This window comes from Thermohalobaculum sediminis (assembly GCF_023487995.1).
GTDB lineage: Bacteria > Pseudomonadota > Alphaproteobacteria > Rhodobacterales > Rhodobacteraceae > Thermohalobaculum > Thermohalobaculum sediminis.
Genome location: NZ_JAMFKN010000006.1, coordinates 246824 through 260800, shown reverse-complemented (window position 1 = coordinate 260800; position 13977 = coordinate 246824). Strand labels below are relative to the sequence as shown.

Here is a 13977-nt window from a genome sequence, read left to right as displayed (position 1 = left end):
GCGTCGCGGCCACGGCAGGGCGGGCGCCGCGTTCAGCCGGCGGCGAAGTCGAGTTGCACCTTCATCGCCCGGCTGCGGTCGAGCGCGGTCCGGAACGCCGTCTCGTGCTCGGCCAGCGGGAAGCTGTGGGTGACGAGCGCGCGCACATCGATCAGCCCCGCGCGCATCATCGCTACGGCGGTGGGGAATTCCTCGTGGAAGCGGAACGAGCCGCGCAGATCGAGCTCCTTGGCCGTGATCTGCATCATCGGCAGCGCCATGTCGCCCGAAAGGCCAAGCTGCACGATGATGGCCCGCGGCCGCAGCGCCGCGATGCCGCCAACAAGCGCGGGCGCCGCGCCGGAGCACTCGATCATGAGATCGAAGCTCCCCTTGCCCGCGCAGTCGGGCCTCAGGGCCTCGGGGTCGGCGGCGGTGTTGAGAACGCGGTCTGCCCCCGCGGCCCGGGCATAGGCGAGCACCCCGTCGGCGATATCGGTCGCCACGATCTCGGCCGCGCCAGCCCGGCGCGCCGCCATGATCGCGAGCACCCCGATCGGGCCACAGCCGGTGACGAGGACACGGCGCCCAAGCACCGGGCCCGCGCGCTGGATGGCGTGGAGGGCTACCGAGAGCGGCTCGGCCATCGCGGCCTCGGCGGCGCTGAGGCCCCCGGCCTTGACGCATTGACTGGCCTCGGCCACCAGCTCCTCGCGGAAGGCGCCCTGGATATGGGGGAAGGGCATGGCCGAGCCGTAGAAGGCCATGTTCTCGCAATGGTTGGGCAGGCCGCGCAGGCAATACTGGCAGGCGCCGCAGGGCCGCGACGGCGAGACCGCGACGAGATCGCCCTCGGAAAAGCCCGTGACCCCTGCCCCGACGCCGATCACATGGCCCGAGACCTCGTGGCCCAGGATCATCGGCTCGCGCAGGCGCACCGTGCCGAATCCGCCATGGGCATAGTAATGCAGGTCCGAGCCGCAGATCCCGCCGCGCGCCATGCGGATGCGGAGCTGGCCAGCCCCCGGCTCGGCGGACGCGCAGGCGTCGAGCCGCAGGTCCTTCGCACCGTGGACGTAGAGCGCCTTCATCGTTGCCTCCCCAAGCGGGCATGTCAGTGACCCGGCCGCGCAGGCGCCCGAAGGCGCCAAAGCGCTCTTGCATGCCGGCGCAAATGGTATACCATTTTACGCCAGCATCAAGACGCACGTGCCGCCGCGCGGCAACGCGACACCGCGAACGCGATGCCGGGAGCACGGCGCAGGGGAGGTTCATGCAGCTCTTCGACCTTGGCGGGAAGACCGCGCTTGTCACCGGCTCGTCCACCGGCATCGGCTTCACGCTGGCGCGGGGCCTTGCCGAGCATGGCGCGCGCATCGTGCTGAACGCGCGCAACGCGGCGCGGCTGGCCGAGGCGGCAGCGCGCCTTCGCACGCAGGGTCACGAGGTGCTGGAACTGCCCTTCGACGTGACCGACAACGCCGCGGTGCGCGCGGCCATCGACGGTTTCGAGGCGGCGCATGGCCCGATCGACATCCTGGTGAACAACGCCGGCATGACCCACCGCGCGCCGCTCGAGGACTTCCCGCCGGAGAAGTTCGAGCAGATCATGGCGACGAATGTCGGCTCGATCTTCAATGTGAGCCAGGCGGTGGCGCGGCACATGATCGCTCGCGGGCGCGGCAAGATGATCAACATCGCCAGCGTGCAGACCGCGCTGTCGCGCCCAGGGATCGCGCCCTATTGCGCCTCGAAGGGCGCGGTCGCGAACTTCACCAAGGGCATGGCGACCGACTGGGCGCCGAAGGGGCTCAACTGCAACGCGCTGGCGCCCGGCTATTTCGAGACCGAGCTGACCGCGCCCCTCGTTGCGGATGCCGAGTTCTCGGGCTGGCTGCGCAAGCGCACGCCTGCGGGGCGCTGGGGCAAGGTCGATGACCTGATCGGCGCCTGCGTCTTTCTCGCCGCGCCGGCGTCCGATTTCGTGAACGGACATACGCTGTTCGTCGATGGCGGCATCACCGCCTGCCTGTGACCGCAACGGGAGCGAAAAGATGAGCGACAAGCCTGTCATCGGCTTCATCGGCGTGGGCCCCATGGGGCATGGCATGGCCGCCAACATCCTCAAGCACGGCTATGCGCTGCATGTGAAGGGCGGGCGCAGCCGCGCGCCGGTCGAGGATCTGGTGGCGCGCGGGGCGGTCGAAGCGCCGAGCCCGCGCGTTATGGCCGAGGCCTGCGACATCATCCACCTGTGCCTGCCGAACTCGTCGCAGGTCGAGGCGGTGATCCGGGGCGAGGACGGCATCATCGCCGCCGGCCGCAAGGGCCTGATCGTGATCGACGCGACCACCGCCGACCCGGTCTCGACCGTGGCGCTGGCGGCGGACCTTGCGGCCGCGGGGATGCACATGGCCGACGCCCCCCTGGGCCGCACGCCGAAGGAGGCCGAGGCCGGGACGCTGGACGCCATGGTGGGCGCGGACGACGCCGTCTTCGCCCGCATCCGTCCGGTGATCGACTGCTGGGCCGGCAGCGTCACGCATATCGGCCCGGTGGGTTCGGCCCACCGCATGAAGCTGATCATGAACTTCATCGGCATGGGCTATGCCGCGCTCTATGCCGAAGCCGTGGTGCTGGGCAGCAAGGTGGGCCTCGCGCCGCAGACCGTGCGGCAGGTGATTGGCGGCTCGCGGCTGACGAACGGCTTCTTCGAGACCTTCATGAAATACACCGTCGACCGCGACCGCGAGGCGCATCGCTTCTCGATCGCCAATGCCTCGAAGGACGTGCGCTATGTCGCGAGCATGGCCGCGGATGCGGGCGTCGTGAACATCATGGGCGCCGCGATCAAGCACTATTTCACCCATGTCGAGGCAATCGGCAGGGGCGAGGATTTCGTGCCCATGCTGGCCGACCATGTCGGCCGCCTGAACGGCATCGACATGGCCGAGGCGGTGCGCAGGGGGTCGGGCGATGCTGAGCGCTGACGAGAGGGCGTTCTACGCCGAGCACGGCTACCTGATGGTCGAGAACGCGGTGACGCCGGATCAGCTGGCGTGCGCGCAGGCGATCACGCGCGAGCTGATCGAGCGCTCGCGCCATGTGACCGAGAGCAACGATGCCTATGACCTCGACGCGGGCCACAGCCCCGCGACGCCGCGGCTGACGCGGATCAAGCTGCCGCACAAGCGCGACCCGTTCTTCTGGGATCTGCTGCGCAACTCGCGCATCACCGAGGTGCTGACCGACCTGCTGGGGCCCGACACCACGCTCCTGACCTCGAAGCTCAACACCAAGGCGCCGGGCGGGGGGGCGGCGGTCGAGTGGCATCAGGACTGGGCCTTCTATCCGCACACCAATGACGACCTTCTGGCCTTCGGCCTGATGCTCGAGGACGTGACCGAGGAAAACGGGCCGCTTATGGTGATCCCCGGCACGCATCGCGGGCCGATCCTCGACCACCGCGTCAACGGCGTCTTCTGCGGCGCGATCGACCCGAGCGACCCGCTTTTCGAGCGCAATCGGGCGGTGACGCTGACCGGCAAGGCGGGCAGCATGACGGTGCACCATGCGCGCCTCCTGCACGGCTCGGCCCCGAACCGCAGCGACCGTGCGCGGATGATCCTGTTCTACGAGATCGCCCGCGCCGACGCCTGGCCGATCCTGGGCTCGAATTCATATTTTCACGCCTTGGGGCAGCGGCGCTTCTGGGACGATCTGCAGGAGCGCACCATCACCGGCAGCCCCTGCCTGACGCCGCGGCTGGAGAAGGTACCGGTGAGCATGCCCCTGCCGCCCGCGCCCGACACCTCGTCGATCTTCCGGATGCAGGGCTCGGCGGGGGCGAAGAGCGCCTTCGGGTGACACGGGGCGCGGCACGCGAACGCGCACCCTGAAGACTGACACATGGCCACGAGATGACGGCCCGGGAGGACCTGACGACATGAGCAACACGCGGGCTGGCAAGAAATTCCGCTCACAGGAATGGTTCGACAACCCCAACAATCCGGGGATGACCGCGCTCTATGTCGAGCGCTACCAGAACCAGGCCTACACGCGCGGCGAGATCCAGGGCGAGCGCCCGATCATCGGCATCGCCCAGACCGGCTCCGACATCGCGCCCTGCAACAAAATCCACGTCTTCCTCGTGGACCGGGTGAAGGCGGGCATCCGCGACGCGGGTGGGATTCCGATGGAGTTTCCGGTCCACCCGATCCAGGAAACCGGCAAGCGGCCGACGGCGGCGCTCGATCGCAACCTCACCTATCTCAGCCTCGTCGAGGTGCTGCACGGCTATCCCATCGACGGCGTTGTGCTGACCACCGGCTGCGACAAGACCACGCCCGCCTTGCTGATGGGAGCCGCAACCGTCGATCTGCCCGCCATCGCGCTCAATGGCGGGCCGATGCTGGATGGCTGGTGGAAGGGCCGGCGGGCGGGCTCGGGCACCATCGTGTGGGAAAGCCGCCGGCTGCTGGCCGAGGGGCAGATCGACTACGACGAGTTCATGGACCGGGTCTGCGCCTCGGCGCCGTCGCTGGGGCACTGCAACACCATGGGCACGGCCAGCACGATGAACGCCATGGCCGAAGCGCTGGGCATGACGCTGACCGGTAACTCGGCGATCCCCGCGCCCTTCCGCGAGCGCATGGCGATGGCCTACGAGACCGGCAGGCGCATCGTCGCCATGGTGCACGAGGACCTCAAGCCCTCGGACATCCTGACGCGCGCGGCCTTCGAGAACGCGATCGTCACCAACTCGGCCATCGGCGGCTCGACCAACGCGCCGCCGCACCTTCAGGCGATCGCCCGCCATGCGGGGGTCGAGCTGAACGTGAAGGACTGGGAGACGGTGGGCTTCGAGGTGCCGCTTCTGGTCAACATGCAGCCGGCGGGCGCCTACCTGGGCGAGAGCTTCTTCCGCGCGGGCGGTGTGCCCGCCGTGATGGGCGAGCTGCGCAAGGCGGGACTGATCCGCGACGGCGCGATGACCGCCACAGGTCGGACGATGGGCGAGAACCTCGCGGGCTGGGAGAGCCGCGATACCGACGTGATTGCGCCTGTCGCGAGGCCCTTGCGCGAGAAGGCCGGGTTCCTCGTGCTCTCGGGTAACCTGTTCGACTCGGCGCTGATGAAGACCAGCGTGATCTCGGCCGATTTCCGCAAGCGCTTCCTGTCCGAGCCCGGGCGCGAGGGCGTGTTCGAGGCCCGCGCCGTGGTTTTCGAGGGCCCCGAGGACTATCACGACCGGATCAACGATCCGGCGCTGGGGATTGACGAGCGCACGATCCTGTTCATCCGCGGCGTGGGCTGCGTGGGCTATCCGGGCTCGGCCGAGGTGGTGAACATGCAGCCGCCCGACGCGATCATCCGCCAGGGCATCAACCACCTGCCGACGGTCGGCGACGGACGCCAGTCGGGTACGTCCGAGAGCCCCTCGATCCTCAACGCCTCGCCCGAGGCGGTGGTGGGCGGCGGGCTCGCGCATCTCAGGACCGGCGACTTGGTGCGGCTCGACCTCAACGCGCGCACGCTCGACGCGCTGGTCGCGCCCGCCGAGTGGCAGGCGCGCAAGGACGCCTGGGAGCCGCCCGTGATCGAGAGCCAGACACCCTGGCAGGAGATCTACCGCACCCATGTCGGCCAGCTTGCCGATGGCGGCTGCCTCGAGCTCGCCACCGCCTACCGCCGCGTGGTGCGGCAACTTCCCCGCGACAACCACTGAGGAGGCCCGCCATGCAGTCGATCATCGTGACGGGCGCGGGCAGCGGCATCGGCCGGGCGACCGCGCGCGCCTTCCTCGCCGCCGGCTGGCAGGTGGGCCTCGTCGGCCGGCGCGAGGCCCAGCTTGCCGAGAGCGCAGCAGGCCACGCCGCAGCGCTGATCCTGCCCTGCGACGTGACCGACGAGGCGGCGGTCGATGCCGCCTTCGGCCGTGCGGCGGGCGTCTGGGGGCGGCTCGACGCGCTGTTCAACAACGCGGGGGTGAACGTGCCCGGCGCGCCGATCGACGAGATCCCGGTCGCGGACTGGCGCCATGTGATCGAGGTCAACCTCACGGGCGCCTTCGTCGCCGCCCGCGCGGCGTTCCGGATCATGCGCGCGCAGGATCCGCAGGGCGGGCGGATCATCAACAACGGCTCGATCTCGGCCCATGCGCCGCGCTGGGGCTCGACGCCCTATACCGCCTCGAAACACGCGATCACCGGGCTCACCAAGTCGATAGCGCTAGACGGGCGGCCCTTCTCCATCGCCTGCGGGCAGATCGACATCGGCAACGCGCTGACCGACATGGCAGCGAAGATGACCAAGGGTGTGCCGCAGGCCGATGGCTCGATCGCCATCGAGCCGGTGATGGACGTTGCCCATGTCGCAAGCTCGGTCCTGCACATGGCCTCGTTGCCGCTGGACGCGAACGTGCAGTTCATCACGGTGATGGCGACCAACATGCCCTTCGTCGGGCGGGGCTGAGGCCCCGCCTCAACGCGCCTGCGCCCGGGCGCGATACCGCTCGCGGTGCCAGATGTAGAGCCCGGCCCCCGCGATGATCAGCCCGCCGCCTAGCGTCCAGACCGTGGGCCAGGTGTCGAACACCAGAACGCCCGCGACCGCGGCCAGCAGGATCTGGATGTAGATCACCGGCGCGAGGATCGAGGCATCCGCAAGCCGGTGCGCCGAGGTGGCCGCGATGTGCCCCAGCGCCCCGAACACGCCGATCAGCGCCAGCGCCACCAGGTCTATCCCGCCCGCGGGCCAGACCCACAGCGGCAGCGCGAAGGGCGCGAGACACACGGCCGCGAGGCCCGAGGACCAGAGCTGGCTGGTCGCGTTCGATTCCACCCCCGCCAGCATCCGGGTGAGGATGAAATAGAGCGACGCCATCGTGAGCGCGCCGAGCGAAAGGAACATCTCGGGCTGGAACGCCGCGCCCCAGGGCTGCATCACCACCAAGACCCCAATGAACCCCACGCAGACGGCAGCGATGCGGTGCTGGCCCACCCGCTCGCCCAGCATCGGGATGGCGAGCAGCGTGACCACGATGGGCCCGGCGAACATGATGGTCGTGGTCACGGTGATCGGCAGGTATTTCAGCGCGGTGAAGTTGAGCGCGGTGCTGGCGAACAGGAAGAACGAGCGAAAGAACTGCTTGACGGGCGCGTTCGAGCGGAAGGCCGCGCGCCCCTCGCGCGGCAGGAACATCGCCAGCGCGAAGATGAAATGCCCGGCATAGCGCACGAACACGACCTGAAGCGCCGGCAGCCCCGCCAGCAGCAGCCACTTGGCCGAGGTGTCGATCATCGTGAAGAAGCACACCGCCAGGGCCATGACGCCGAGGCCGAGGGCGGCGCGCTCCTCGCGCGGGGCGATGCCGGCGGAGTGCACCATCAGCCGGTGGCCCAGCCGCCATCGACGACATGCGCCTGTCCCGTGGTGAACGCGCTCTCGTCCGAGCCGAGATGGACGGCGAGGCTCGCGATTTCCTCGGCCCGGCCGATCCGGCCCATGGGCTGCCGGGCGATGAAGGCGGCCATCGCGCCCTCGTAGTCCCCGGTCGCGCGCAGCCGGTCGTGCAGCGAGGGGCTGTCGACCGTGCCCGGGCAGATGCAGTTGCAGCGCACCCCCTTGGTCACGTGGTCGAGCGCCACCGACTTCGTCATGCCGATCACCGCGGCCTTGGTCATGCCGTAGATGAAGCGGTTGGGTGCTGCGATGATCGACGAGGCGACCGAGGCGATGTTGACGATCGAGCCGCCGCCCCGCGCGATCATGCCGGGGATCGCCGCCTGCATCGCGTGGAACTGCGACCGGACGTTGAGGTTCATGGCAAAATCGAACTCGGCGTCGGTCGCCTCGGCAATGGTGCCGGCGTGCACGAAGCCCGCGCAGTTGACCAGGATGTCGGGCGCGGCCCGCCTGACTGCCTCCTGAAGCGCGGCCTTGTCGGTGACGTCGAGCGCGAAGCCCTCGGCCACGCCGAGCCCGTGGAGCGGCGCGGCGTGCAGGTCGGTCGCAACCACATGGGCGCCCTCGGCCGCGTAAGCCTCAGCGATGGCACGGCCGATCCCCTGCCCCGCGGCGGTGACGAAGGCTCGCTTGCCGGCAAGTCTCATGTGCTCAATCCTTCAGCCGGGCCGCGAGGTAGTCGATCATCTCGGGCACCATCTTGTCGCCGAAACCGCTGTCGCGGGCCTCCCGCAGCAATGCGTCCGCCGCCCCCGACATGCGCGAGCGGGTGCCAAGCTCCTCTGCCATGCGCCGGTAGTACCCCACGTCCTTGGCCGCGTTCGCGACCGAGAAGGCGAGGTCGATCTTGCCCTCGGCCGCGTAGTTGCGGATGAAGTCCATCATCCCCGAGCGCAGCGGCCCCGCGGACATCACGCCGTAGAGCGTCTCGCGCCCGATCCCGGCGGCGTCGGCCATCGCAAAGGCCTCCGACATCGCGCAGGCGGTGGTCATGGCGAAGAAGTTGTTGATCAGCTTGATCGTGTGCCCCGCCCCGGATGCTCCGAGATGGAAGACGTTCTCGCCCAGATCGGCGAGCACCGGGCGCACGCGCGCGAACGCATCCTCGTCGCCCGCACACATGATGTTGAGGAGCCCGTCCACGGCATGAGCCGGCGTGCGGCCCAGCGGCGCATCGAGATACTGCGCTCCCTTCGCGGCCATGTCGGCCGCGATCTTTCGGGTCGAGCCGGGCAGCGAGGTGCCGAAGTCGATCACCACCTGACCCGGTCGCACGCCCGCGAGCACGCCGTCATCGCCGTAGACCCGGGCCTCGACATGGTCCGAGGTGCCCATGCAGAACATCACGATGTCGCTGCGCGCGGCGATCTCGCGGGCGTTCGCCGCCTCGGTCGCGCCGCGGGCAACCGCCGCTTCGACGCCGCTGCGGTCGCGGTGGCCGAGGACATGCAGCGCATAGCCCTTGTTCTGGAGCCTGCTCACCATCGCCCGGCCCATGAGGCCAAGGCCGATGAATCCGATCGCGGGTTTCGTCATGGTCATTCTCTCCGCCTGCCCGTCCCCCCCCGGGGGCCGGTCACATCACCGCGCCGATCTGCCAGGGGACGAACTCGTAGTCGCCAAGGCCCTGCGCCTCGGACTTGGTCTTTTCGCCCGAGGCGACACGGAGCCACGTCTGGTAGATCTCGCGTCCCACCTCCTCGACGCTGGCGCCATGTGTGAGGATGCGCCCGGCGTTGATGTCCATGTCCTCGGTGAGGCGCTCGTACATCTCGGTATTGGTGGCGATCTTCAGCGACGGCGAGGGCTTGGCGCCGAAGGCCGAGCCGCGCCCGGTCGTGAAGGCCACAAGGTTGCAGCCCGACGCGATCTGGCCGGTCACGCTGGCAGGGTCGTAGCCGGGGCTGTCCATGAAGACAAAGCCCCGCGCCGTCACCGGCTCGGCGTACTTGTAGACGCCGGTCAGTGGTGTCGTGCCGCCCTTGGCGGCGGCGCCGAGGCTCTTTTCCAGGATCGTGGTGAGCCCGCCCTTCTTGTTGCCGGGCGAGGGGTTGTTGTCCATCGAGCCGCGGTTGCGGGCGGTGTAGTCCTCCCACCAGCGGATCAGGCCGATCAGCTTGTCGCCCACCTCGCGGCTGACGGCACGGGCGGTCAGCAGGTGCTCGGCGCCGTAGATCTCGGGCGTCTCCGCGAGCACTCCCGTCCCCCCTTGGGCGACGAGCAGATCGCAGGCATGGCCCAGCGCGGGGTTCGCGGTGATGCCAGACCACGCGTCCGAGCCGCCGCACTGGAGGGCCACCATGAGCTCGGAGGCCGGGCATTCCTCGCGCTCGGAGGCGTTCACGAGGGGCAGCATCGCCTCGATCTTGCGGACGCCAAGCTCGACGGTCCGCCGCAAGCCGCCCACGTCCTGGATGTTCATCGTCTGGAACAGCGGCCCCGGCGTCAGGCCAAAGGCCTCGATCAGCCAGTCGATCTGGTTCATCTCGCAGCCCAACCCCGCCATCAAGACGCCGCCGACATTGGGGTTGCGGGCATAGCCCCACATCACGCGCTGCAGCGCCTCGAACCCGTCACCCGAGCCCGCCATGCCGCAGCCGGTGCCATGCACGAAGGCCGCGACCCCGTCGACATTGGGATAGGGCGCGAGGCGTTCGGGCGTGAAGTGGGCGGAGATCATGCGCGCGGCGGTGGCCGAGCAGTTCACCGAGGTGATTACCGCGATGTAGTTGCGCGTGCCGACGCGCCCGGTTGGGCGGCGGAAGCCCATGAAGCTGTCACGCGTCCGGGCCGGGGCTGCGGGGCGTAGATTGGTCGAGAACTCGTACTCGGCCTCGACGTTGCGAAAATCGAGGTTGTGGGTGTGGACATGGGCGCCGGGGGCGATGTCCTCCGCCGCGTAGCCGATGAGCTGGGCGTATTTGCGGACCGGCGAGCCCTTTGCGATCGCCTCGGTCGCCATCTTGTGGCCCCGGGGAATCAGCTGGATCGCGCCCTCGTCGCCCACTGCAAGCGGCGAGATCGCGGTGACGACATTGTCGGCCTCGGCCAGACGGACGATTTTCATGGTTCTACCTTAGGCACAGGCGGGGCTGTCGGCCCGCCAGCGATGGATCGGGACATGCGGCTGCCCGGCAAGACCCGCGCGCGCCGCAACCCAAAGCGCGCGCCACTCGCGCCAGTCCGAGAGCACGGCTCGCGGATCGGCGCGCGAGCGCGCGACGAAGGATGGGAAATGCGCCCGTCCCGTCGGCTGGCCGGTGACATTGTAGCGGATGTCGAAGGACCAGCGGAACCGCCCGGAGCGGTTCGGCAGCGATGCGTGCGGCGTGAGCGGGTGCAGGATCACGGCGCCCCCTGCCCCGACCGGCAGCGGCCGGGCCTCGCGCGGGTCGATGAAGCCCTCCGCGATGGCGGTCTGCCTGCGCGGGCAGTGCGGATACATGCGCGGCGTGCCGGGGATGACCTGCAGGCAGCCGTTCTCCTCGGTCGCGTCCGTGATGGCTAGCCAGACGGTGACCATCCGGGTCGCGTCGGCCTCGGCATGGGCCACCGCGCGGTCCTGGTGCCAGTCGGTCGCGGTGATATGGGCGCGGGCCTCGTCGCCCCTCAGCACGTCCGCGGGCGGCTTGAGGCGGACATGCTGGATCGGGTTCGAGGTGATCTCGGGCCCGATGAGGCACTCGACAAGGTCGAGCAGGCGCGGCGCCGTCACCATGTCGAACACCGCCGGGCCGAAATGGAACGGCGTGTCGGGCCGGATCTCGTCGCCCGGCAGCGAGATGTCCATCGGCTGGAACCAGTCGCAGCCCGCCCGGTAGCTGACCAGCAGCTTGTCCCAGAAGTCGAGCCCCGCGCCCGCCGGAACGCGGCCCTGCGCCTGCCAGCCGGCATGGAGGCGGTCGATCAGCGCCGCATATTCGGCACGAATGCGCGCGATGAGCCCAGGATCCAGCACGCCGGGCACGACGAGGACGCCGTCGGCGTGGAAGCGGGCGATCTGCTCGGGGCTCAGCATGAGCCGTCTCCGTCTGTCGCAGGTGGTTGCGGACGGCCGGGGGAGGCGCCCGGACTTGCGGGCGCGCCCCCAGCCCCTTCCTGCCCTAGCCGAGGAACAGCGTGACGATGGGCGGCCAGATCAGCAGGACCGAAAGCGCAAGCAACTGGATGCCGATGAAGGGCAGGAAGCCCCGGAAGATGTCGGTCAGCGAGATCTGCGGCGGGGCCACCGACTTCAGGTAGAATGCCGCCGGGCCGAAGGGCGGCGACAGGAAGCTCACCTGCATGTTCATGCAGAACACCACGCCGAACCAGATCGCCACGTATTTGGGGTCGATCGAGCCGACGAAGCCCAGTTCCTCGGGCGGCAGCTTGAGCACGATCGGCAGGAAGACCGGCATGATCAGCAGAACGATGCCGACCCAGTCCATGAACATGCCCATGATCAGGAAGATCAGCATCATCACCAGGATGATTCCCATGGTCGGCAGCTCGGCGCCGACGATCATGTTGGCGACATAGGTCGGCCCGCCCGCGAGCGTGTAGGCGGCCGCCAGCGCGGCGGCGCCGATCGTCACCCAGATGATCGTGCCGGTCGACCTGAGCGTGCGCATCAGCGCGTCCCACACGATCTCGAAGGTCATCTCGCGCCGCACGAGGCCGATCACGAAGACCGCGATCACGCCCATGCCGGCGGCTTCGGTGATGCCGGTGATGCCGCCATAGATCGAGCCCAGCACCACGCCGATCACGATGATCGGCGCGATCAGGCCCTTGCCCATCTCCCAGCCGCGCGCGGCGCGCTCGCGGCCGATGACGAACTGGACGAGCGCCAGTGCCAGCACGAAGCCGCCCGCGAGCCAAGGGATGTCCGAGGCCATGCCGAGCGGGATCGCGTCGACGCCCTCGGTCACGGCGTTGAAGCCCGTCGCCGTGAAGAAGACCGCGCGCAGCAGCAGTACCGCCGTCGCCCACATCGCAAAGCGGGAAAGGAAGCCCAGGAACATCAGCGCCTTCTCGGCCCCCGGAGGGTCGTTCGGATCGGGCGGCGGCAGCGGCGCCTGATCGGGATCGAGCTGCGTGCGGATCACAATATAGATAATGAAGAACGAGGCGAGCATGAAGCCCGGCAGGAACGAGGCGGTGAACAGCGCCTTGATCGAGGTCTCGGTCACCAGCCCGTAGAAGATCAGCACGATCGAGGGCGGGATCATCGTGCCGAGGCTGCCGCTTGCGCAGATCGTGCCGATGGCGAGGTTCTGATTGTAACCCAGCCGCAGCATCTGCGGCAGCGCGATCAGGCCGAGCAGAACCACCTCGCCGCCGATGATGCCGGACATCGCCGCCATGATGACCGCCATGATCGAGGTGACGATCGCGATGCCGCCCCGGGTGCGCGACAGCCACACGTTGAGCGAGCTGTACATGCTCTGCGCGATGCCCGATCGCTCGAGCAGCGAGGCCATGAATATGAACAGCGGCACCGATATCAGGACGTAGTTCGTCATCTGGCGGTAGACCGCCTGCCCCAGCACTGACAGCGGCCCGCGGCCGAAGTCGCGGAACAGAATGTCCGGCCCGAACTTCATCACCAGTGTCGCGACCGCAAGGAAGGCGGACGCGAAGCCCAGCGGCATGCCCATCGCCAGCAGCACGAACATGCCGACGAGGAGCACGAGGCTGATCGTTCCGATGTCCATCTCAGTTGTCCCCCAGCGTGCGGCGGATGTTCTCGATCTCGGCCTCGTCGATCTCGTCGGCGGGGGTGTGGATCTCGGGCGCCTTGTTCCAGTCGGCGATCAGGTTCGAGAGCGCCTGAAGCGCGACGAGGCAGACCACGATCAGGATCGCAGGCTTGATGGTTGCGGGCAGCGGGGGGTCCCAGGCGGTGCCGAAGGTCTCGAGGCGCAGGAGCTTGTCGCGCGCCTCGTTGAAGCCGCCCCAGACGAGGGCGGCGGCAAAGGCCCAGATCAGCGCGACCGACATGCAGTCCGCAAGCTTCTGCATCCAGCGGGGCATGATGTCGTAGATGATGTAGATGCGGATGTGCGAGCGCTGCTGCATCGCGTACTGCCCGGCGAACAGCAGCACGAAGCCCGCGATCCACAGCGAGAGCTCGTTGGCCCAGAGCGTGGGCTTCTCGAACACGTAGCGCGCCACGACCTCGTAGAACATCACGATGACGATGGCCGCGGTCCCGATCATCGCCACGCGCGCCAGCACGAGCGAGACGAGATCCATGGGCCCGGTGCGCTGCGGCTCGATCGCGCCGGCGGTGTCGGAGAGGTAGACTGAGGCGAGGGCGAGCGTCCCGAACAACGAGAACAGCATCGCATAGGCCATCGGCCGTCCGGCGGGGCGCAGCATCTCGTACATCGACACGCCGCCGGCTCCGGTCACCTGTCCCACGATCAGGATCGCGGCGATCGCGAGCGTCAGCGCCCCGAGGCAGATCGCGGCAAGTCTCACGGGCCGCCTCAGCCGCCCAAGCCAAACGCTCTGGTCCTGCATGGCCTCCCCCACAATTCTCGC

At 68.8% G+C, this 13977-nt stretch carries 13 protein-coding genes; 5 read left to right on the top strand and 8 right to left on the bottom strand.

All coding sequences use genetic code 11. From position 1 onward, the window contains the following. Positions 1-32: 32 nt before the first annotated feature. Positions 33-1070 carry an L-idonate 5-dehydrogenase gene (locus tag M1105_RS14085; RefSeq protein ID WP_249581010.1) on the bottom strand — a complete coding sequence of 346 codons (1038 nt, stop codon included), beginning with the start codon at positions 1068-1070 and terminating at the stop codon, positions 33-35. A gap of 182 nt (positions 1071-1252) precedes the next feature. Between M1105_RS14085 and M1105_RS14080 the strand changes: the two genes are divergently transcribed. The 5 genes from M1105_RS14080 (at position 1253) to M1105_RS14060 (ending at position 6453) form a co-directional block, all read left to right on the top strand. Further along, positions 1253-2014: an SDR family oxidoreductase gene (locus tag M1105_RS14080; RefSeq protein WP_249581009.1), complete on the top strand. Its 762-nt coding sequence runs from the start codon at positions 1253-1255 to the stop codon at positions 2012-2014. A 19-nt stretch (positions 2015-2033) separates the two neighbouring features. Continuing rightward, positions 2034-2969: an NAD(P)-dependent oxidoreductase gene (locus M1105_RS14075; RefSeq protein ID WP_249581008.1), complete on the top strand. Its 936-nt coding sequence runs from the start codon at positions 2034-2036 to the stop codon at positions 2967-2969. Further along, positions 2956-3846, top strand: a complete 891-nt coding sequence (locus M1105_RS14070) for a phytanoyl-CoA dioxygenase family protein (RefSeq protein WP_249581007.1) — start codon at positions 2956-2958, stop codon at positions 3844-3846. Before M1105_RS14075 ends, M1105_RS14070 begins: the two co-directional genes overlap by 14 nt. A 79-nt stretch (positions 3847-3925) precedes the next feature. Further along, positions 3926-5707 carry an IlvD/Edd family dehydratase gene (locus tag M1105_RS14065; RefSeq protein ID WP_249581006.1) on the top strand — a complete coding sequence of 594 codons (1782 nt, stop codon included), beginning with the start codon at positions 3926-3928 and terminating at the stop codon, positions 5705-5707. A gap of 11 nt (positions 5708-5718) precedes the next feature. Then, on the top strand, positions 5719-6453 hold the full coding sequence (locus M1105_RS14060) for an SDR family oxidoreductase (RefSeq protein WP_249581005.1): 735 nt from the start codon (positions 5719-5721) through the stop codon (positions 6451-6453). Positions 6454-6462: 9 nt separating this feature from the next. Here the strand turns inward: M1105_RS14060 and M1105_RS14055 are convergent, their stop codons facing one another. The 7 genes from M1105_RS14055 to M1105_RS14025 form a co-directional block, all read right to left on the bottom strand. Then, a complete protein-coding gene (locus M1105_RS14055; RefSeq protein WP_249581004.1) occupies positions 6463-7368 on the bottom strand; it encodes a DMT family transporter in 906 nt (301 codons plus the stop codon). Then, complete coding sequence (locus tag M1105_RS14050; RefSeq protein ID WP_249581003.1) at positions 7368-8093, bottom strand: SDR family oxidoreductase; 726 nt, start codon at positions 8091-8093, stop codon at positions 7368-7370. Before M1105_RS14050 ends, M1105_RS14055 begins: the two co-directional genes overlap by 1 nt. A 4-nt stretch (positions 8094-8097) precedes the next feature. Continuing rightward, positions 8098-8982 (bottom strand): NAD(P)-dependent oxidoreductase, encoded by an 885-nt coding sequence (locus tag M1105_RS14045; RefSeq protein WP_249581002.1) that lies wholly within the window; start codon positions 8980-8982, stop codon positions 8098-8100. 40 nt (positions 8983-9022) lie between these two features. After that, positions 9023-10513, bottom strand: coding sequence for a UxaA family hydrolase (locus M1105_RS14040; protein WP_249581001.1), 1491 nt, complete (start codon positions 10511-10513; stop codon positions 9023-9025). A 9-nt stretch (positions 10514-10522) separates the two neighbouring features. Beyond that, on the bottom strand, positions 10523-11464 hold the full coding sequence (locus tag M1105_RS14035; protein WP_249581000.1) for a phytanoyl-CoA dioxygenase family protein: 942 nt from the start codon (positions 11462-11464) through the stop codon (positions 10523-10525). An 85-nt stretch (positions 11465-11549) separates the two neighbouring features. After that, positions 11550-13145 carry a TRAP transporter large permease gene (locus tag M1105_RS14030; protein ID WP_249580999.1) on the bottom strand — a complete coding sequence of 532 codons (1596 nt, stop codon included), beginning with the start codon at positions 13143-13145 and terminating at the stop codon, positions 11550-11552. A 1-nt stretch (position 13146) separates the two neighbouring features. After that, positions 13147-13956: a TRAP transporter small permease subunit gene (locus M1105_RS14025; protein WP_249580998.1), complete on the bottom strand. Its 810-nt coding sequence runs from the start codon at positions 13954-13956 to the stop codon at positions 13147-13149. Positions 13957-13977 lie beyond the last annotated feature (21 nt).